Consider the following 17,377-nt stretch of genomic DNA (forward strand, 5'->3'; position numbering starts at 1 on the left):
CGATGAAGATCGCCACCTTCAACGTCAACAACATCAACGGCCGGCTGCCAAACCTGCTCGCATGGCTGGCCGCCGCCAAACCCGACATCGCCTGCCTGCAGGAGCTCAAGGCCAGGCAGACGCAGTTTCCGCGCACCGCGCTTGCGGCGGCCGGCTACGGGGCGGTGTGGGTCGGGCAGCCGACCTGGAACGGCGTCGCCATCCTTTCGCGTGGCTCGGAGCCGGTGCTGACGCGCGAGGCGCTGCCCGGCGACGACGGCGACCAGCAGGCGCGCTACATCGAAGCGGCGGTCAACGGCATCCTCGTCGCCTGCCTCTACGCGCCGAACGGCAATCCGCAGCCCGGCCCGAAATTCCAGTACAAGCTGGCCTGGCACGAAAGGCTGGAGACGCATGCGGCGCAGTTGCTCGACACCGGCCTGCCGGTGGTGCTGGCCGGCGACTACAACATCGTGCCCGAGCCGCGCGACATCTACCCGACCCGCTCCTATGACGACAACGCGCTGGTGCAGCCGGAAAGCCGGGCATCGTTCCAGCGGCTGCTCGACCAGGGCTGGCTTGATGCGCTGCGCAAGAAGCACCCGACGGAGACGCTCTACACATTCTGGGACTATCGCCGCAATCGCTGGCCGCGCGATGCCGGCCTGCGGCTCGACCATATCTTGCTCAGCAAGAAGCTGTCGCGCCGGCTAGTAGCGGCGGGCATCGACCGCGACGTGCGCGGCGAGGTCGGCGCCAGCGACCACGCGCCGGTCTGGCTGGAGTTGAAGTGAGGCACGAAAGCTGGCGCCGCCTTTCCGGGCGGCAACCAGTCAGGTTGGCCGCGCCGCTCCGCGGGCGAACGCCTCGATCAAAGGGGCGTATCCCTCAAGGTCGGGCTGAGTAGCGAAACTGTAGGTAGCGGCGGTCGAAGCCCAGGGCAGCTTTTCCGAAGTGAAGACTTCGACGAAGGGCACGTACCAATGGTGCTCGTCCAGCATGGTCGCGCGCACGTTGACAAGGAAATCCAGGCCATGCGGACGCGTGAACATCCAGTTCTTGCAGTGCGGGCAATAGAGCTGCCGGTGCGGGCCGTGCAGGCCGCCGACCACCGGCTCGCCTTGCGTCATGGCGAAACCGTCGCTGGGCACAGCGATGGTCAGGGAATACGCGCTGGCGCTCAGCTTCTTGCAGCCGGTGCAGTGACACGCCGTCGTCAGCAAGGGCGGCGCGCTGATGCGAAAGCGTATTCCACCGCACAAGCAACCGCCGTCCCAAGGTAGCTTCCAATCGTCCATCGCTGGCCTCGCCTTAGCCTCTGCCAGCGATCTAGCGCGCGACCGCCAAGCTGCAATCTCACCCTTGAGGGTCCCAGAAGGCAGGAGATCGGCAGCTTCACGTCCTTCCCCCAGGAATCGTGAACACCACGTCGGCGCGGCCGTAGCCGCCATCGGCGACCTCCTCGATCAGCACCATCGTGTAGGGGCGCATGCCTTCGCCGAACATCTCGACGAACAGGGCTGTGGTCTTGTGGACGAGGTCCTCCTTCTGTCCGGCGGACAGCGCGCGCTCAGGCACCTTGAAATTTGCAAACGGCATGATGTCGATTTCCTGTTGATTGTTGGAGGTAAAGTCAGACCGTGCCGCCATTGGCGCGCAGCACCTGGCCGTTGACCCAGCCGCTGTCCGGTCCGGCGAGGAACGACACCACGCCGGCGATGTCGGCGGGCTGGCCGAGCCGCCCGAGCGGGATCATCCTGGTGATCGTTTCGACCAGTGCCTCGGACTTGCCGCCGAGGAACAGTTCGGCGGCCACCGGCCCCGGCGCCACGACATTGACGGTGATGCCGCGCGGCCCGAGTTCCTTGGCCAGCACATGGGTCATCGCCTCGACGCCGGCCTTGGTGGCAGCGTAGACACCGTAGGTCGGCTGGTAGAGCCCGACCACGCTGGACGAGAAGCTGATGATGCGGCCGCCCTCGCGCAGCCGCCTTGCGGCCTCGCGCATGCCGCGGAAGACGCCGCCGAGGTTCACCGCGACCTGTTGCTCGAAACCGGCGTCGTCCGTCTGCGCGATCGGCGCGAGCTTCATGATGCCGGCATTGTTGACCAGCACGTCGAGGCCGCCAAAGGCCTGCTCGGCTGCGTCGAACAGATGCGCGACCCCCTTGGGATCACCGACATCGGCTTGAACTGCGATCGCCGTGCCGCCTGCCGCCTCGTCTCGCGCACCACGCCTTCGGCGGCTTCTGCGCCTCTGGCATAGTTGATGACGACCGAAAAGCCGTCGCGCGCCAGCCGCCTGGCAATTTCGGCACCGATGCCCTTCGAGGCGCCGGTTACCAGTGCCACCTTTCCATTCCGCGTAATCATGTCAGCTCTCCAAAATTTTTGTCGACTGAAAATAGGTGATAAATCTTGCGGGATAATCGCCCGGGACTTGCCAACACCATTCGGATATGGCGAACAATGGCGATGGACAGTCTCGACCGGATGCGCCTGCTTGCCCGTGTGATCGAGCGCGGCAGCTTCACTGCGGCGGCCGCCGATCTGTCGATGTCGCGATCGACCGCCACCGAGGCGATCAAGGGCCTGGAGGCGCGGCTGGGGGTCAGGCTGCTCGAACGCACCACGCGCCATGTCACGCCGACGTTGGACGGCCAGGCCTATTACCAGCGCTGCCTCGCCATCCTTGCCGATGTCGAGGATGCCGAGGCAGGCTTTCAATCGGCGCAGCCGCAGGGCCTTTTGAGGATCGACGTGCATGGCTTCATGGCCCGCCATTTCATCCTGCCGCGGCTCTCCGAGTTCCTCGACCGCTATCCCGGGATCGACCTGCATATCGGCGACGGCGACCGGCTGGTCGATCTGGTGCGCGAGGGCATCGACTGCGTGCTGCGTTCCGGCGAACAGGCCGACAGCGGCATGATCGTGCGGCGGGTGGCAACATTGCGCGAAGTCACCTGCGCCAGCCCCGCCTATCTCGAAAAGCACNAGCACGGCATGCCGGCAACCCCCGACGATCTCGAAGGCCATCTGATGGTCGGCTTCCGCTCGTCGCGGACCGGCGAGGTCATGCCGCTCGAATTCACCGTTGGCGGCGCGTTGCGCTATGTCAGCCTGCCCAACCGGGTGACGGTCAACGGCTCCGACACGATGGCGGAGCTGGCGCGTCTCGGCTTCGGCCTGGTGCAGGCGCCGCATTACCGCTTCGCCGGGGATTTCGCACGCGGCACGCTTGTCGAAGTGCTGCCGGACTACCCGCCGTCACCGACACCGCTGTCGGCGCTCTACCCGCAGAACCGCCAGCTCGCGCCGCGGGTACGCGCGTTCATCGACTGGGTGACCGGGATTTTTGGCGAGGATGGGACATCGGGCCGGGTGTGATCGTGCACCGGGGGCCGCCGGGCTACTTTGCGAAGGACCGCGATCCTTCACGCCCCCCTCTGTCCTGCCGGACATCTCCCCCACGAGGGGGGAGATCGGCGGCTTCAACGGCGGCGCCGAGCATCCTTGACCCACCTACCACCCACGCTATGCTCGCATCCATGTCAGGGACCAGCCCCGCGGCCACTGCGCCGCTGATCGTGATCGACCTTCAGACCGGCATGTTCGACGGCGTTGCCGAGCCGCCGATCCATGATGCCGACGGCATGGTTGCCCGCACCCGCGCGCTGATCGAATGGGCACGGCTGAGCGGGCGCAAGATCGCCTTCATCAGGCACGACGGCCCGCAGAGCCGGGCTGGCCGGTGTGGCCGGCGCTCGGCCAGGCCGAGGACGAGCCGACTTCCGCCAAGCGTGTCGGCGATGCGTTCAGCAATGCAGCCCTTGCAGAATGGGTGGCCGGGCAGGGCGCCGGCGAGGTCATTCTGATCGGCGCGCAGACCGATTTTTGCGTGGCGGCCACGGTGAAGGGCGCCTTTGCGGCGGGCCTGGGCGTCACCGTGGTTTCCGACGCCCACAGCACGCTCGACACCACCAGCGAGACCGCGGCGGAGATCATCGTCCGGCACAATGCGGCATTTGCCGCCGCCGGGGTCAAGCTGGCGACGACAAAGGCCCTTACCGATAGCTGATCGCCGGCTCATTCGGCAGGGCTACTTAAGCCAAGACTCGTATGCGGCCATTCCGTCGTATTCCCATTCGAAGCGTTTTCGTAATGCGCGGACGCTTTCCTTCCACGTTGTTCCTTCGCATTTTATCGAGAATGTTGAGGAGGCTTTGTTTGAGACTGGGCCAGTCAAACTCTTCGACGAAGATGACCGCGCGCCGATTGAGATTTATCTGGTCTCTGATCTGGTTAGCGATGACGTACACCTCGAAGTAATCGCTTCCAATATCCTCGTCCCACCCGATCGCCAGGGTTAGTGCTAGAGCGAAGCTCTTGGGATCCGTCGGCCGCCACTGTTCCAGTATTTTCTCGCTGTCCGGGATTTTCATGCCGGAGCGGATTTCCTGCTCGGTACACCCCTCGCTGATCAGGCTTTCCGTAACAAGATGACCGTTTTTCAATATTGGACCGAGATTCCCTGCGCTAACGCCTCTCAACCTCAGCCGGGATGGATAGACGATATTTGACATGGCCGTCTTTGCAAGCTTGCAATCACCGCAAGGTAGTGACCAATTCTCGGCCGGGCAATCGATGTCCATCGACCCTGAAGGCTTTGGGGGATTTGGCGCAGGCGTTCATGATTTGCAGGCTTCCTCTGAGGGGGCCGATCGCGTAAGGCGCGGGGAAATCCCTGAAGCCTCGCGTGGAAGCATGATACGTCTCGAAAATATCAGCAAGCAGAACGGCCGGCAGATCGTCTTCATCGAAGCCTCCGCCGCGTTGCAGAAGGGCGAGAAGGTCGGGCTGGTCGGGCCTAACGGCGCCGGCAAGACGACGCTGTTTCGCATGATCAACGGCGAGGAGCAGCCCGACGAGGGCCAGGTCTCGGTCGATCGCGGCGTCACCATCGGCTATTTCAGCCAGGATGTCGGCGACATGGAAGGCCGCAGCGCCGTTGCCGAAGTGATGGACGGCGCCGGGCCGGTGAGCGAAGTGGCGGCCGAGATGCGCGAGCTCGAGCACGCCATGGGCGACCCCGATCGCGCCGGTGAGATGGACGAGATCATCGCCCGCTACGGCGAGGCGCAGCACCGCTTCGAGGAGCTCGACGGCTATGCGCTGGATGGGCGGGCTCGCGAGGTGCTGGACGGGCTCGGCTTCAGCCAGGAGATGATGGACGGCGACGTCGGCAAGCTGTCCGGCGGCTGGAAAATGCGCGTGGCGCTGGCCAGGATCCTTTTGATGCGGCCCGACGCCATGCTGCTCGACGAGCCGAGCAACCATCTCGACCTCGAAAGTCTGATCTGGCTGGAGCAGTTCCTGAAGAACTATGACGGCGCGCTGCTGATGACCTCGCACGACCGCGAGTTCATGAACCGCATCGTCAACAAGGTGGTCGAGATCGACGGCGGCTCGCTGACCGCTTACTCCGGCAACTACGAATTCTACCAGCAGCAGCGGGCGATTGCCGACCGGCAGCAGCAGGCGCAGTTCGAGCGCCAGCAGGCGATGCTGGCCAAGGAGATCGCCTTCATCGAGCGCTTCAAGGCGCGGGCGTCACATGCCGCCCAGGTGCAGAGCCGGGTGAAGAAGCTGGACAAGATCGACCGTGTCGAGCCGCCCAAGCGGCGCCAGAAAGTGTCGTTCGATTTCCAGCCGGCGCCGCGCTGCGGCGAGGACGTGGTGACGCTGAAGAACGTGCACAAGGGCTATGGCAGCCGCTCGATCTACGAGGGGCTGGATTTTCAGGTGCGTCGCCGCGAGCGCTGGTGCGTGATGGGCATCAACGGCGCCGGCAAGTCGACGCTGCTGAAGCTGGTGGCTGGCGCTTCCGAGCCGGATAATGGCACGGTGGCGCGCGGCCCGAGCGTCAAGATGGGCTATTTCGCCCAGCACGCCATGGAAGTGCTGGAGGGCGAGCGCACCGTGTTCCAGACGCTGGAAGACGCGTTTCCGCAGGCCGGCCAGGCGCCGCTCAGGGCGCTGGCCGGCTGCTTCGGCTTTTCCGGCGACGAGATCGAGAAGAAATGCCGCGTGCTGTCGGGCGGCGAGAAGGCGCGGCTGGTGATGGCACTGATGCTGTTCGATCCGCCCAATTTGCTGGTGCTGGACGAGCCGACCAACCACCTCGACATCGCCACCAAGGAGATGCTGATCACGGCACTGTCGCAGTACGAGGGGACCATGCTGTTCGTCTCGCATGACCGGCATTTCCTGGCGGCGCTGTCGAACCGGGTGCTGGAACTGACGCCCGAGGGGATTCATACCTACGGCGGCGGCTATACGGAGTATGTCGAGCGCACCGGGCAGGAGGCGCCGGGGTTGAGGAGCTGAGGCGCGGACCCAGCTCTGCCGCTCGATTCCTGAGGCTAAGCACGAGCTGTTCAGCCGTGTATCGCAATTTCGCGCAGCGGATCGCCGCCGTCGATGAACAGCCGGCCTTGCGCGGTCAACACAGCGCCGAGCCGTTGCAGGGCGATTTTTCCCGCTTCGGGATGACGACCGTCCAGCGCGCCGACGCGCACCCAACGGCAATGTCGAAGCGCTTCTCGTCGGCCTCCAACTCGAAATCTTCGATCGCGACCTGGCGAAGACTCAACCGGCCTGCCGCAATCTCGGCGCGCGAGGCGGCTCCGGCCTGTGCGATGGCCTTGGCGGAGCGATCGATCGCCAGCACATGCCCGCCGCCGATCCGGCGCGCGATCTCGCGCGCCGCAGCACCTGGTCCGCAGCCGATCTCCAGCACGCGCATGCCCGGCCGCAAAGGCAGCGCGTTGATGATCGCCAAAAGCCTTGGCGACAAGTCGTTCGCCATTCCCTGTTCTCCAGCTTTTTCGCGATCCGAGATTAGCGACCGCGGCCGGCGACGGGAAGAGACGCGGACATCGCCGATGCATTCACCCAGCTGCCGGGTCGAGGAGGGACATGATCAACATCGAAGAGAACTGGTCGGTCGCCTCAATTGCGGCGGCCGAGCGGCCCGGCGTCGTTGACCTGAGGGGTAGGGAGGGACTGGCGCCGAGCCTAACCGGTGGGGGGTAGATTACCGGCCGTTTATGTGTATACGCTCAAGCTAATATAAGAGCAAGCTAATGTTATGCGTCAGCGGGCGGGACGTTGGTTTCTGATCAGTGGACGGCCGCCGCCTCCTGCCGCGCACTCCAACCGGCCCAACACCGCTTATTGCCTTCAAGTCGTGGCTCCAATGCTGTACCCAGCCCGAATTCAAGGAGCCTCCATGACCTCACATCCCGACATCCCCGACGCCAGCATGGCCGTCGATGCGGCCGGCATGACAGCCGATGACGAGCGTGCCGACGAGGCGGATGCCGCATGGCAGGACGATGTTCGCGAGGGCGTGCGGCACATAGGCGATCTGGATTCCCTGCCGCTGTCGCCTGCCGAGCGCGCGGCGGCCGAAGCCGCGGCCATGCGTCACAAGGTTCGCATTCCCAAGGCCTATCTCGACCTGATCGACTGGAGCGACCCGGCCGATCCGATACGGCTTCAGGTCATCCCGTCGCCCAATGAACTGACGGAGCAGGAGGGCGAGCTCGACGATCCGATCGCCGACCACGCCTTCAGTCCGGTGCCGAGATTGACGCATCGCCATGCCGACCGGGTTCTGCTGTTCCCGACCTATCAATGCGCGGTCTATTGCCGGTTCTGCTTTCGCAAGGAGTCGCTGACCTCGATCGGCCGGGGTTTTTCGCGCGAGGCGCTGGAGCCGGCGTTCGCCTACATCGAGTCCCATCCGGAAATCCGCGAGGTGATTCTGACCGGCGGCGATCCGCTCTCCCTGCCGGACAAGGCGCTGACGGAAATCCGCGCCCGCGTCGAGGCGATCCAGCATGTGCGGCTGTTGCGCATCCACACCCGCGTGCCCGTGGCGCTGCCCTCGCGCGTCACCGGCGGGCTGGTTCAAGCCTTGCAGGGCCGGCTGATGGTCACGGTCGTCACCCATTTCAACCATCCGCGCGAGATCACCGAGGCGACCGAGCGGGCCTGCCGTACTTTAAGGCAGGGCGGCTTCGTGCTGCTGAACCAGAGCGTTCTGCTGAAAGGCGTGAACGACACGGTCGAGGTGCTGGAAGAGCTGTGCCGCGAGCTGATGTACCGCCTTGGCGTCAAACCCTATTACCTGCACCACGGCGATCTCGCGCGCGGCATGGCGCACCGGCGCACCACGATCGCCGAGGGCCAGGCGCTGGTCAGCGCCTTGCGTGCGCGCCTGTCGGGCATCTGCAACCCCGTCTATGTGCTGGACCTGCCGGACGGCGGAGGGAAAGTGCCGCTCGGCCGGTCCTATCTCGAGGCGCGGGACGGGGAGACGTGGCAGATACGTGGGCTTGATGGGGTTGTGAGGGCGTACAGGGAGGTTGCTGGGGAGTAGGGGACGCGCAGCCACCGAACCGTCGAGGTCGCGTTCAGCTTATGTAGTAATGTCCCATATAGATATCATGGTCTAGACAGGACATGTTCGGTTCTGGGAATGTGCATTGGACGTTCCGCTAGTTTAGTCAACTAATATATATCGCCCAACTCATATCGTCGGTTTTGGGCTAGCGGGAAAACCTGCCTCCTGCTTGTACGACGGTGCCTGAGGCCACACTTTACAACCGGCTGGCAAAGCTCCCTTTTGTTGATGTCAGCCTAAATCCGGCTGGTGTTTCGATGCGGCGTTGAGGCTATAAAGCCGTTCAACCGGGCGGCCTTGAGATGCATTTCGGTCGGTCGAGAGGGGGTATGGTGATCGACGGAACGCCAAACGTGATTCTGCTGATCGGCAGCGCCCCCGATGTGGTGCGCTGCGCGGCCTGGCCCAAGCAGGCCTTCGGCAAGATCGTCGCCATCAACAATGCCTGGCGCGTGCGCCCCGACTGGGATTTCCTCGTCCATGCCGGCGATTTCCCGGCGGAGCGGATGCCGCAAGGCGATCCCCTGCAGCAGGCGCAGATCTTCAGCGCCTCGCATTACGTTCCGGCGCAAAACAGCTTTGGCGGCTTCGTCTATGCCGGCGGCACCATGTCGATGACGGCGGCCTACTGGACGATCCACAGCCAGAAGCCCGACGTGCTGGCATTCCTTGGCTGCGACATGATCTACGACCAGCCCGGCAACACGCATTTTTACGGCGTCGGCCGCGCCGACCCTTTGCGCAACGACGTCACGCTGCGCAACCTCGAGGCGAAGTCGGCCCGCCTGCTCATCCATGCGCTCCGGCGCGGGTGCCTGTGCGTCAACCTATCCGACCTGCCGCGCAGCCGGCTGATCTTCCCGCGGCTGACGCTCGACGAACTCGGCGCGCTGTCTTCCTCGCAGCTTTCGGAAATGAAGGCGGAGATGCTTGCCGGCCTGCAACTCGATCAGGCGGAGGAGGCCGACAGGATCGAGAAGGAACTCGGCTATTTCTTCGAGGACGGCATGTACTGGAAGCACCTCGACAAGCTCGACGAGAAATTCCTGGCCGATATCGACCGGCTGTGGATGGCGGCGGTGGAGGCGAGCCAGCCGAAGCTGCCAATCTCCCCCACGAGGGGGGAGATCGGCGTGGCATCCGCTTAGCTTTTGGCCGCCTCGAGCTTGTCTTGCGTCTTCGTCTCGAAATCGCTGGCGTCATGGCGCTCGTGCAGCTGCATCGAAGGCTCGCCGAAGGTGCGATTGACCATGCGGCCGCGCTTGATCGCTGGCCGGGCGTCGATGGCGTCGGCCCAGCGCTGCACGTTCTTGTACTCTTCCACCTGCAGGAACTCGCCGGAATCATCATACATGCGGCCCTTGGCCAGGCCGCCATACCAGGGCCACACCGCGATGTCGGCAATCGTGTAGTCGCTGCCGCCTAAATACTCGCTTTCGGCCAGGCGCCGGTCAAGCACGTCCATCTGCCGCTTGGTCTCCATGGCGAAGCGGTCGATGGCATATTCGATCTTCATCGGCGCATAGGCATAGAAATGGCCGAAGCCGCCGCCGAGATAGGGCGCCGACCCCATCTGCCAGAACAGCCATGACAGGGTTTCGGCACGAGCCGGCTGCTCTGTCGGCAGGAATTCGCCGAATTTTTCGGCGAGATAGAGCAGGATCGAACCGGATTCGAAGATGCGGATCGGCTTTTCGCCGCTGCGGTCCATCATGGCCGGGATCTTGGAGTTGGGGTTGACCTTGACGAAGCCGCTGCCGAACTGGTCGCCGTCATTGATCCTGATCGGCCAGGCGTCGTATTCGGCGCCGCTGTGGCCGAGCGCCAGAAGCTCCTCCAGCATGATCGTCACCTTGACGCCGTTCGGCGTCGCCAGCGAATAAAGCTGCAGCGGATGCTTGCCGACCGGCAGTTCCTTGTCATGCGTCGGGCCGGCGATCGGCCGGTTGATGCTGGCGAAAGCGCCGCCATTTGGCTTGTTCCAGGTCCAGACTTTTGGCGGCGTATATTGGTCCGTTGTGTAGTCGTTCATGTCGGGAGGCCTTTGGATTGGAAGGATTGGGGATTGGAAGGATTGGGGAGGATCTCAGGGTATCAACTTGGGTGATGGAGGAGGAACTTTGCATAGGACAGCTTCGGATAGCCGTAGGTACAGATAGGGCGGCCGGCGCTGTTGCAAAACCCCGGCGCCAACGGCGAGGCGCCGGTCCACACCAAAGCCGGCGCCGCCTCTTGCGCCTGGTCACCTGCGCCATACCTATAGCCCATATCGGCCTGCGAACCTCATATCAGCCTGCGAACATTGCCAGGAACCAAAGCATGAATATCGAGCCCCTTTTGCGATCCATCGTGGCCGTCCGCGCCACCGTCCCCGAAGACGCCTTCACGGCAGACGCGCTGGGCACCCGCCGCGAAGGCAGCGGCGTCGTCATCCGCGGCGACGGGTTGGTGCTCACCATCGGCTATCTCATCACCGAGGCCGAGGAGGTCTGGCTGGCCGACCAGGACGGCCGCGTGGTGCCCGCCCATGCGCTCGCCTACGATCAGGAATCGGGCTTCGGCCTGGTGCAGGCGCTGGCGCCGCTCGGACTGCCCGCCATTGCGCTCGGTGATGCGTCCAGGGCGAAGATCGGCGATCCCGTCGTGCTCGCCGACGGCGTCGGCCGCTCGGTGCGGGCGCAGATCGTCACCAAGCAGGAATTCGCCGGCTATTGGGAATATCTGCTCGACGAAGCGATCTTCACGGCGCCGGCCCACCCCTCATGGGGCGGCGCCGGCCTCATCGGCGCTGATGGCAGGCTGCTCGGCATCGGTTCGCTGCGCCTGCAGATGAGCCGCAACGGTGAGGTCGCCGACATCAACATGGTGGTGCCGATCGATCTGCTGCCGCCTATCCTCGACGATCTCCTGACGCGCGGCCAGGTCGCCAGGCCGCCGCGGCCGTGGCTCGGCGCCTTCTCGGCCGAGAGCGACGGCAAGGTCGTGGTGATGAGCGTCGCCGAGGGCGGCCCGGCCGCCCAGGCGGGCCTACGCCAGGGCGACGTCATCTCGGATGTCCGCGACGCGGCGGTCGACGGGCTCGCCGATTTTTATCGCAAGCTGTGGAAGAGCGGCCCGGCGGGCGCCGAGATCCCGATCCGCGTGCTGCGCGACGGCCGCGAAACCTGGCTGCGCGTCAAATCCGCCGATCGCAACAGCCTGCTGTGGAAGCCGCCGCTGCAGTGAGGCAACCGAAACCTCTCACGCTCCGCAAGCGCTGAAGCCAGTGCCTGGGGTCCACTCCGCGAACGGGATGACCTTGCCTTCGACCGATACGGTCGCGTGCCTGGTGGTGCCGTCCGCCAGCTTCTTGCTGCTTTTGCCCTTGCCGGTCAGCACATTGTAGTCGCAGTCGCCGGCAACATTGTCGTCCATGTAATCCCAATATTCGTAGGCGAAACCGGCGACGACGAACGTGCCGTTGCGCCAGGCGAGCGTCAGCGTCTTGTTGGTCCGCTCGCTGCCGATCTCCATCGCCGGAATATAGAGCTTGATCGAGCCGTTGGGGAGCGCGGTGAGTTCGGGCTCGGCGTCGGATGTGGCGGGGCCTGGCCGGTCGTAGTCCTTCCATTCCGCGTAAATCTGTTCATGCACGACCCCGGCAGGCCTGAGAAAATTGCCGTCGCGGTCCCTGAGGAACAAATGCAGGTCCATGGAATAGCCGGGCTCGGTCTCAACGATCATCGCCAGATCGGCGGCGCCATCGCCGTTCCAGTCGCCGGTCGCCGCCGTGATGATCTTCTGGGTCTCGATCGGCTCCGCCAGGGCGGCGGCCGGCAGCAACAGGACCAGACCGAATATTGTCGATCGCATGTAAATCCCCCGAGCTTGGGCAGGCCTGAGACGCACGCGCTTCTCAGGAGGCCCGGCTCTGCCGCGTCTCGGAACGGCTCGTCTCGTTGAGCAGCCGGCAGAGCGAAACCGCTTCACGACGGCTCAGGCCGATCAGCGCGATCTGCGAAAATTGCGCCGGCAGATCGTGAACGATGTCCCACACCATCCATCGTCCGTTCGGCTCCAAGACACATTCGTAGCGCAATAGTTGTTCCTGCATCCGACCCCCCGGCTTTGCTCACCGGACTGGTACAGTGTCGAGGTAAATGAGTTGTTGCGCCGCGAGAGTATTCCACGGCTATCAAAACCAGGCGTTGAATCCCGCAGCGGCGAGCCTGACACACAGCAGGCCGCCCGGCGGGGCGGATCTCGACAAGGCGGCAGGGCAGGGACGCTTCTGGCGTGAGCGGCGCCGGCCGCCAACGTGGATCAGGCGTTGCGGCTCGCCATATGCGCGTCGAGCTTCCTCCTCGAGGGGCCGTAGCGCTTGATAATGGTCGCGGCCTCGCTTTGCGGTATGCCGTATTTGCGGGCAAACGCAGCGACCTCGTATGGCTCTTCGCCGGAGACCAGTTTGCGATCCTGCTTGGTCTTGGATTTGTCGTCGGCCATGGCGTCCTCCATCACATCTGGTCGTTATAGGGCTCCTTGGTCCGGCCGACCATCCTGGCCAGTTCGGCAAAGGACGGCACGCCGGTTTCGCCCTGGGCATTGTTGGCCGCCTGCAGCAGCCTGAGCGGAAAGCAGACGGCGTCGCGGTTGGACGGCGACATGTCTTCATAGAGACGCTCGTCGCTGGTCATCGCCGCCTCGGCCCGGCGCAACGCCATGTCGACTTCGTCGACCGACAACAGGCCCTTGTGGACCAGCGCGTTGTTGACGGCCGCGATTGCCATCATCAGTCCTTCGAGCTGGAGATTGGCGACGTTCATCGTCTTGCATCCTTGCCGGGCTTCTTGACGGTAGCCTTGCCGTCTGGACGGATCGCTGCGCGCGGCGGGTTCTGGCCCTCCGAATGCCGGGTCTTGTCGTCGAAATCGTCAGCCGGCCTGGTCAATCCCATGCCGCCGGGAGGTGGCTTGTTGCCGGCCGCATCCTGCGAGAATTCGTCGGCCGCGTCGGGGCTCGTCTTTGCCGGATATTTCCTCGCTCCGGTCTCGTAGCGGTTCTGGTCGTCGGCCATGTCCTGTGCTCCGGTTGCAATGAGCAGATAACTTTCATGCGACGGCAGCGGTTCCGTGGCGAAATCGACCTTGCCGGTGCCGCAGCCTTAGCAATCTGTCGGGTTTTCGTGCATTCTTGTGCATGCCAACGATGCTTCGCTCCGACGCGCCGGCAAAATGCTGCTCCTACTGCGGTGGGCGCGACCACAATTACGAGGATTGCCCGAAGCGCAAAAGCGATGCCGAACGGCAGAAGGACGCGTCAGGCAACGCCTACCAGCGCGACGCTGCGGCTGGAGTGGAAGTCCGCTAAAGCGGTTCCAGAAAAGTGTCGGCGGTTTTCCGTCCGAAACTGCGTCAAACAGACAAACGGTTTTCAAAGCCAATCTCCATTGTCCGCCTAGCCTGATGGCGAGCTACCAATCGCTACCTTGCATAAACAGGTAGCATGTTATATACAGCCATTGAATTGGAAGTTACGCATGACCGACTCGATCCAGGTGCAGTTGCGAAAAGGCGCTCTCGAGTTGTGCGTCCTGGCCGTGCTGTCGCGGGGCGAAAGCTATGGCTACGAGATCGCCAGCACGCTGGTCGCCGCTGTGAACATGGGAGAAGGCACGATCTATCCGCTGATGCGGCGGATGCAGAATGACGGCCTCGTCGCCACCCGCATCGTCGAGTCGAGCAGCGGGCCGCCGCGCAAATATTACCGGCTCACGCCGCTCGGCCAGCAGGCTTTCGAAGCTCATCGCCGCGACTGGCGCTCGCTCGCGGGCGCAGTCGACAAACTTCTTGAGGATTTGCCATGACCAGGGATGCCTTCCTGCGAAAATTGAGACTGGGGCTCGCCGGCCTGCCAACTCAGGAGATCGAGGATATTATTGGCGACTACGCCGCCCATTTCGCCGATGCCTCGGGCCGCAGCGAAGCGGAGGTCGCGGCGGCCCTGGGTGACCCGGCCAGGCTTGCCCGCGAACTCCGCGCCGAAGCTGGGCTGCGCCGTTTTGAAACTCATTGGAGCGTGTCGAACATGTTGGCGGCGACGTTCGCGCTTGCCGGCCTTGCCTTCGTCGACATCGTCTTCCTGCTGCCGCTGCTCATCACCGCGGTCGTGCTTGCGCTCGGCCTTGGCATCACGCTTGTCGCCATCGGTGCGCTGGGCATCAAGATCATTCTGACCACGCTGCTGTTCGAGCCCGGCGGCACGCTCACGGCGATGCTTGGCCGCGTCTTCATCGGCGCCGGACTGGTGTGCGGGTTCCTCGGCGGCGGCGCCCTGCTGTTGCTGGGGTCGAGCGCCGGCATACAGGTCTTCGGGCGCTATGCCCGGATGCATTCCCGTCTGACCCACCCGGACCGCAACCAGGCTTGAGCGGTGCCAAGATCGCAATTTGTCATCACGTTGAAGGAAACGGACCATGACTGGAAAACTGGCATTCGTCGCAGCGGCGGGACTGGCCGGCGCCGCGCTCTTCCTGGCCGTCGGCATCGGGCTGGCCGGGCCGGACTGGATCAACGCCGGGGGTTCATGGATTGGCGGACAATCCACCTGCGGAGCAACCACATCGACCAGAAAAGAGGTCACGCTGCCGTTCCGCAACGACGGCAGTTTCACGATCGCTTTGCCGGCTTCAGTCCGTTATCAGCCGGGTGACAAGGCCGAGGCCGTCGTCAGCGGCGAGTCGACCCTGATCGACCATGTGCGGATGGAAGGCAGCAGGCTCACCTTGGATTGCGAACCGGGCTGGTTCGCGTCCCGGTTCGATGTCAGCGTGTCGGGGCCGGCAATTTCAGACTGGAAAGTGGTCGGCAGCGGCGACCTTGCCCTGTCGCAGATCAATCAGCCCGGGCTGCAGCTGAACATCCGCGGCAGCGGCAGCGTTACCGCAACCGGAACCGCCCAGACGGTCGATCTGGATATCCGCGGTTCGGGCACCGGCCGGCTCAGGAACCTTATCGCCCAATCCGCGCGGATCGAGATCCGCGGCAGCGGCGATGCGGAGATTACCGCACAAGCGGTTGCGGACGTCACGATTTCCGGCAGCGGTGACGTCGACGTCTATGGGCACCCGACCATGCGGCGTTCGGAGGTCAGAGGCAGCGGCAGCATTACGCAGGTGCCGTAAAGCAATTTCGGCGTAGGGAATTGCCCTGGCCGGCCCGAACCACCCGGCCGGTCCGACCGGCCGGCGCGAACATCCTTCCATGTCCAGAGGATTGCAATGCCGCCACTATTGTGGGCAAAACCAGCACGGGCAATCAAGTTGGGGTGGGGCAATGACCGATACGCAAGGCAATTCGGGCCGTCCGCAGGGCAAGCCGGGGACGGCGTCGATCGGTTCCGGCCTGATCGCCCTCGTCATCGTGGCGCTCGGCGTCTTTGCGCTCCTGGGATCCTGGTACACGATCGACCAGGGCGACCGCGGCGTGCTCTTGACCAACGGGGCGCTGAGCTCGGTCGTCGATCCCGGGCTGCATTTCAAGCTGCCATGGCTGCAGCGCGTCGAGAAGATCAGCCTGCGCCAGCAGGTGCTCAAATGGGGCTGCGAGAACCAGAACGATTGCAGCGGCCTGCCGGCCATGCAGGCCTATTCGCGCGACCAGCAGCCGGCGGACATGCGCGTCACCGTCAATTTCCACGTGCCGGCCGCCGAAGTCAGCAACGTCTACACCAATTACGGGTCGATCGAGGCACTGGCCGACCGTGTCATCGCCAGGAAAGCACCGCAGGAAATCAAGACGGTGTTCGGCCAGTACGACGCGGTGTCGGTGATCCAGAACCGGGCGAAGTTCAACAAGGACGTCGCCGAGGCCATTGCGGCGGTAACCGATGGCCCGGTGATGATCGACAGCGTGCAGGTCGAGAACATCGACTTCTCCGACGCCTACGAGCAGGCGGTCGAAGCCAGGATGACGGCGCAGGTCGAGGTGCAGAAGCAGGAACAAAACCTGCAGCAGGAAAAGATCAAGGCCGACATCGCCGTCACCCAGGCCAAGGGCCGCGCCGACAGCGTCAAGGCCGAAGCCGAAGCCAGCGCCTACAAGACCAGGATCGAAGGCGAGGCGACCGCGGAAGCCATCAAGGCCCGCGCCGCCGCAATCGCCAACAATCCGCTGCTGGTCGAACTGACCAAGGCGGAGAGATGGAACGGGGAATTGCCGAAGTCGATGATCCCGGGCTCAACCGTACCGTTCCTCGAACTCAGCTCGCCGGCCGCAGCATCGAACTGAGGCGCGGCATCGCGGCGCAACCAGGTCAGGGCGGCGGCGCGGTAGCCGTCCTGATGCGGTCACGGCTGAAGCACGGCGCCTCGGGCGCTTGCTTGCGTTTGCCCGAGAAAAGCCGTCAGCAGCTCTATTCCCGCCGGCCAGTCGCCGAGCCCGCTGTCGCCATTGATGTGGCCAAGCGGTCCGGCGATATGGAGATCGCTGCCCCAGCGCTCGGATTTTGCCCTGACATAGTCCAGCGAGCCGTAGGGATCGTTGGTGCTGGCGACAATCAGCGAGGGAAAGCGAAGCCGTTGTTGCGGTGTCTCGGCGAAGGCGCGGGCGGAGGAGGGGAAGGCCGGCGACGCAGGGTCCGGAACCGCAACCAGCAACGCGCCGCCGACCTCGCGGGGCGAGATCCGCTGCCAGTGCGCGACCAGCAGGCAGCCGAGGCTATGGGCGACGAGCACCGGTGGTGTCCTTGCCGGGCCTACAGCGGCTTCCAGCGCAGCCACCCAGTCGTCGAAGTCCGGCGCGTCCCAACTCGCCGGGCTGAACCGCCGCATCGCCAGGTCCGCCTGTTGCCAACGTGTCTGCCAGTGGGCTTTGCCCGATCCGCCGATGCCCGGCACAATGATGAATTCGGTCATGCGAAGCCCTTCTCTCCTGATGCAACGCGCGCAAT

The 17,377-nt window shown here is 64.3% G+C and carries 22 protein-coding genes and 3 pseudogenes; 12 read left to right on the plus strand and 13 right to left on the minus strand.

What is annotated here, in order from left to right; translation table 11 throughout:
* The first annotated feature begins 2 nt into the window (after positions 1-2).
* Complete coding sequence (locus tag X760_RS49230; protein ID WP_023718117.1) at positions 3-773, plus strand: exodeoxyribonuclease III; 771 nt, start codon at positions 3-5, stop codon at positions 771-773.
* A gap of 39 nt (positions 774-812) precedes the next feature.
* Here X760_RS49230 and X760_RS49235 read toward each other — a convergent pair whose 3' ends face one another.
* The 4 genes and pseudogenes from X760_RS49235 to X760_RS77855 all read right to left on the minus strand — a co-directional run.
* A complete protein-coding gene (locus X760_RS49235; protein WP_023718118.1) occupies positions 813-1,277 on the minus strand; it encodes a GFA family protein in 465 nt (154 codons plus the stop codon).
* 97 nt (positions 1,278-1,374) lie between these two features.
* Entirely contained in the window at positions 1,375-1,578 is a 204-nt protein-coding gene (locus tag X760_RS49240; protein WP_023718119.1) for a 4-oxalocrotonate tautomerase family protein, read from the minus strand.
* A gap of 34 nt (positions 1,579-1,612) precedes the next feature.
* A pseudogene (locus tag X760_RS49245) lies at positions 1,613-2,215 on the minus strand (SDR family oxidoreductase); the annotation flags it as partial.
* 26 nt (positions 2,216-2,241) lie between these two features.
* A pseudogene (locus X760_RS77855) lies at positions 2,242-2,352 on the minus strand (SDR family NAD(P)-dependent oxidoreductase); the annotation flags it as partial.
* Between the two features lie 102 nt (positions 2,353-2,454).
* Here X760_RS77855 and X760_RS49250 point away from each other — a divergent pair.
* The gene (locus X760_RS49250; protein WP_023718120.1) at positions 2,455-3,366 is read left to right on the plus strand and encodes a LysR family transcriptional regulator; all 912 of its coding nucleotides are present in this window, start codon (positions 2,455-2,457) and stop codon (positions 3,364-3,366) included.
* 295 nt (positions 3,367-3,661) lie between these two features.
* The gene (locus X760_RS49255) at positions 3,662-4,057 is read left to right on the plus strand and encodes an isochorismatase family protein (RefSeq protein WP_245278543.1); all 396 of its coding nucleotides are present in this window, start codon (positions 3,662-3,664) and stop codon (positions 4,055-4,057) included.
* Positions 4,058-4,082: 25 nt separating this feature from the next.
* Here the strand turns inward: X760_RS49255 and X760_RS49260 are convergent, their stop codons facing one another.
* Positions 4,083-4,562: an Imm8 family immunity protein gene (locus X760_RS49260; protein WP_031193722.1), complete on the minus strand. Its 480-nt coding sequence runs from the start codon at positions 4,560-4,562 to the stop codon at positions 4,083-4,085.
* Positions 4,563-4,743: 181 nt separating this feature from the next.
* On the opposite strand from X760_RS49260, the gene X760_RS49265 reads away from it, so the two are divergent.
* A complete protein-coding gene (locus tag X760_RS49265) occupies positions 4,744-6,366 on the plus strand; it encodes an ABC-F family ATP-binding cassette domain-containing protein (protein ID WP_023718122.1) in 1,623 nt (540 codons plus the stop codon).
* 50 nt (positions 6,367-6,416) lie between these two features.
* Here X760_RS49265 and X760_RS49270 read toward each other — a convergent pair.
* Positions 6,417-6,847, minus strand: a pseudogene (locus tag X760_RS49270) (methyltransferase domain-containing protein).
* Positions 6,848-7,324: 477 nt separating this feature from the next.
* On the opposite strand from X760_RS49270, the gene X760_RS49275 reads away from it, so the two are divergent.
* Positions 7,325-8,425 carry a KamA family radical SAM protein gene (locus X760_RS49275; protein WP_023718124.1) on the plus strand — a complete coding sequence of 367 codons (1,101 nt, stop codon included), beginning with the start codon at positions 7,325-7,327 and terminating at the stop codon, positions 8,423-8,425.
* Positions 8,426-8,778: 353 nt separating this feature from the next.
* Positions 8,779-9,597, plus strand: a complete 819-nt coding sequence (locus X760_RS49280) for a hypothetical protein (protein WP_051409634.1) — start codon at positions 8,779-8,781, stop codon at positions 9,595-9,597.
* On the opposite strand, the gene yghU is transcribed toward X760_RS49280, so the two are convergent.
* Positions 9,594-10,481: a glutathione-dependent disulfide-bond oxidoreductase gene (gene yghU, locus X760_RS49285; RefSeq protein WP_023718126.1), complete on the minus strand. Its 888-nt coding sequence runs from the start codon at positions 10,479-10,481 to the stop codon at positions 9,594-9,596. The genes X760_RS49280 and yghU overlap by 4 nt on opposite strands.
* A 287-nt stretch (positions 10,482-10,768) precedes the next feature.
* Here yghU and X760_RS49290 point away from each other — a divergent pair, with 287 nt between their 5' ends.
* Positions 10,769-11,674 carry a S1C family serine protease gene (locus X760_RS49290; protein ID WP_023718127.1) on the plus strand — a complete coding sequence of 302 codons (906 nt, stop codon included), beginning with the start codon at positions 10,769-10,771 and terminating at the stop codon, positions 11,672-11,674.
* A 15-nt stretch (positions 11,675-11,689) separates the two neighbouring features.
* Here the strand turns inward: X760_RS49290 and X760_RS49295 are convergent, their stop codons facing one another.
* From X760_RS49295 to X760_RS49310, 5 genes are all read right to left on the minus strand, one after another.
* Positions 11,690-12,301 carry a hypothetical protein gene (locus tag X760_RS49295; protein WP_023718128.1) on the minus strand — a complete coding sequence of 204 codons (612 nt, stop codon included), beginning with the start codon at positions 12,299-12,301 and terminating at the stop codon, positions 11,690-11,692.
* A 43-nt stretch (positions 12,302-12,344) separates the two neighbouring features.
* Positions 12,345-12,542, minus strand: coding sequence for a hypothetical protein (locus X760_RS0137435; protein WP_031193725.1), 198 nt, complete (start codon positions 12,540-12,542; stop codon positions 12,345-12,347).
* 209 nt (positions 12,543-12,751) lie between these two features.
* On the minus strand, positions 12,752-12,934 hold the full coding sequence (locus X760_RS49300) for a DUF3606 domain-containing protein (protein WP_023675702.1): 183 nt from the start codon (positions 12,932-12,934) through the stop codon (positions 12,752-12,754).
* An 11-nt stretch (positions 12,935-12,945) separates the two neighbouring features.
* A complete protein-coding gene (locus tag X760_RS49305; RefSeq protein WP_023675703.1) occupies positions 12,946-13,254 on the minus strand; it encodes a hypothetical protein in 309 nt (102 codons plus the stop codon).
* Positions 13,251-13,505: a hypothetical protein gene (locus X760_RS49310; RefSeq protein WP_023718130.1), complete on the minus strand. Its 255-nt coding sequence runs from the start codon at positions 13,503-13,505 to the stop codon at positions 13,251-13,253. The genes X760_RS49305 and X760_RS49310 overlap by 4 nt, the downstream gene beginning before the upstream one ends.
* A 122-nt stretch (positions 13,506-13,627) precedes the next feature.
* Here X760_RS49310 and X760_RS76215 point away from each other — a divergent pair, with 122 nt between their 5' ends.
* The 5 genes from X760_RS76215 (at position 13,628) to X760_RS49330 (ending at position 16,716) form a co-directional block, all read left to right on the plus strand.
* Positions 13,628-13,798 carry a hypothetical protein gene (locus tag X760_RS76215; RefSeq protein ID WP_023718131.1) on the plus strand — a complete coding sequence of 57 codons (171 nt, stop codon included), beginning with the start codon at positions 13,628-13,630 and terminating at the stop codon, positions 13,796-13,798.
* 169 nt (positions 13,799-13,967) lie between these two features.
* Entirely contained in the window at positions 13,968-14,294 is a 327-nt protein-coding gene (locus X760_RS49315; RefSeq protein ID WP_023718132.1) for a PadR family transcriptional regulator, read from the plus strand.
* Positions 14,291-14,857: a DUF1700 domain-containing protein gene (locus X760_RS49320; RefSeq protein ID WP_023718133.1), complete on the plus strand. Its 567-nt coding sequence runs from the start codon at positions 14,291-14,293 to the stop codon at positions 14,855-14,857. Before X760_RS49315 ends, X760_RS49320 begins: the two co-directional genes overlap by 4 nt.
* Positions 14,858-14,903: 46 nt before the next feature.
* A complete protein-coding gene (locus X760_RS49325) occupies positions 14,904-15,611 on the plus strand; it encodes a DUF2807 domain-containing protein (protein WP_023718134.1) in 708 nt (235 codons plus the stop codon).
* A gap of 151 nt (positions 15,612-15,762) precedes the next feature.
* Positions 15,763-16,716, plus strand: coding sequence for a prohibitin family protein (locus tag X760_RS49330; RefSeq protein WP_023718135.1), 954 nt, complete (start codon positions 15,763-15,765; stop codon positions 16,714-16,716).
* A 59-nt stretch (positions 16,717-16,775) separates the two neighbouring features.
* On the opposite strand, the gene X760_RS49335 is transcribed toward X760_RS49330, so the two are convergent.
* Positions 16,776-17,342 carry an alpha/beta fold hydrolase gene (locus tag X760_RS49335; protein WP_023718136.1) on the minus strand — a complete coding sequence of 189 codons (567 nt, stop codon included), beginning with the start codon at positions 17,340-17,342 and terminating at the stop codon, positions 16,776-16,778.
* Positions 17,343-17,377 lie beyond the last annotated feature (35 nt).

Origin of the sequence: Mesorhizobium sp. LSHC420B00, from assembly GCF_000503055.1 — a bacterium.
In the GTDB taxonomy this organism is placed as follows: Bacteria; Pseudomonadota; Alphaproteobacteria; order Rhizobiales; family Rhizobiaceae; genus Mesorhizobium.

What these genes read in the sequence shown, in the direction of transcription:
- X760_RS49230 (WP_023718117.1), top strand. Translation starts at nt 3, where the DNA reads ATGAAGATCGCCACCTTCAACGTCAACAACATCAACGGCCGGCTGCCA.
- X760_RS49235 (WP_023718118.1), bottom strand. Translation starts at nt 1,277, where the DNA reads ATGGACGATTGGAAGCTACCTTGGGACGGCGGTTGCTTGTGCGGTGGA.
- X760_RS49240 (WP_023718119.1), bottom strand. Translation starts at nt 1,578, where the DNA reads ATGCCGTTTGCAAATTTCAAGGTGCCTGAGCGCGCGCTGTCCGCCGGA.
- X760_RS49255 (WP_245278543.1), top strand. Translation starts at nt 3,662, where the DNA reads ATGGGCACGGCTGAGCGGGCGCAAGATCGCCTTCATCAGGCACGACGG.
- X760_RS49260 (WP_031193722.1), bottom strand. Translation starts at nt 4,562, where the DNA reads ATGTCAAATATCGTCTATCCATCCCGGCTGAGGTTGAGAGGCGTTAGC.
- X760_RS49265 (WP_023718122.1), top strand. Translation starts at nt 4,744, where the DNA reads ATGATACGTCTCGAAAATATCAGCAAGCAGAACGGCCGGCAGATCGTC.
- X760_RS49275 (WP_023718124.1), top strand. Translation starts at nt 7,325, where the DNA reads ATGACAGCCGATGACGAGCGTGCCGACGAGGCGGATGCCGCATGGCAG.
- X760_RS49280 (WP_051409634.1), top strand. Translation starts at nt 8,779, where the DNA reads ATGGTGATCGACGGAACGCCAAACGTGATTCTGCTGATCGGCAGCGCC.
- yghU (WP_023718126.1), bottom strand. Translation starts at nt 10,481, where the DNA reads ATGAACGACTACACAACGGACCAATATACGCCGCCAAAAGTCTGGACC.
- X760_RS49290 (WP_023718127.1), top strand. Translation starts at nt 10,769, where the DNA reads ATGAATATCGAGCCCCTTTTGCGATCCATCGTGGCCGTCCGCGCCACC.
- X760_RS49295 (WP_023718128.1), bottom strand. Translation starts at nt 12,301, where the DNA reads ATGCGATCGACAATATTCGGTCTGGTCCTGTTGCTGCCGGCCGCCGCC.
- X760_RS0137435 (WP_031193725.1), bottom strand. Translation starts at nt 12,542, where the DNA reads ATGCAGGAACAACTATTGCGCTACGAATGTGTCTTGGAGCCGAACGGA.
- X760_RS49300 (WP_023675702.1), bottom strand. Translation starts at nt 12,934, where the DNA reads ATGGCCGACGACAAATCCAAGACCAAGCAGGATCGCAAACTGGTCTCC.
- X760_RS49305 (WP_023675703.1), bottom strand. Translation starts at nt 13,254, where the DNA reads ATGAACGTCGCCAATCTCCAGCTCGAAGGACTGATGATGGCAATCGCG.
- X760_RS49310 (WP_023718130.1), bottom strand. Translation starts at nt 13,505, where the DNA reads ATGGCCGACGACCAGAACCGCTACGAGACCGGAGCGAGGAAATATCCG.
- X760_RS76215 (WP_023718131.1), top strand. Translation starts at nt 13,628, where the DNA reads ATGCCAACGATGCTTCGCTCCGACGCGCCGGCAAAATGCTGCTCCTAC.
- X760_RS49315 (WP_023718132.1), top strand. Translation starts at nt 13,968, where the DNA reads ATGACCGACTCGATCCAGGTGCAGTTGCGAAAAGGCGCTCTCGAGTTG.
- X760_RS49320 (WP_023718133.1), top strand. Translation starts at nt 14,291, where the DNA reads ATGACCAGGGATGCCTTCCTGCGAAAATTGAGACTGGGGCTCGCCGGC.
- X760_RS49325 (WP_023718134.1), top strand. Translation starts at nt 14,904, where the DNA reads ATGACTGGAAAACTGGCATTCGTCGCAGCGGCGGGACTGGCCGGCGCC.
- X760_RS49330 (WP_023718135.1), top strand. Translation starts at nt 15,763, where the DNA reads ATGACCGATACGCAAGGCAATTCGGGCCGTCCGCAGGGCAAGCCGGGG.
- X760_RS49335 (WP_023718136.1), bottom strand. Translation starts at nt 17,342, where the DNA reads ATGACCGAATTCATCATTGTGCCGGGCATCGGCGGATCGGGCAAAGCC.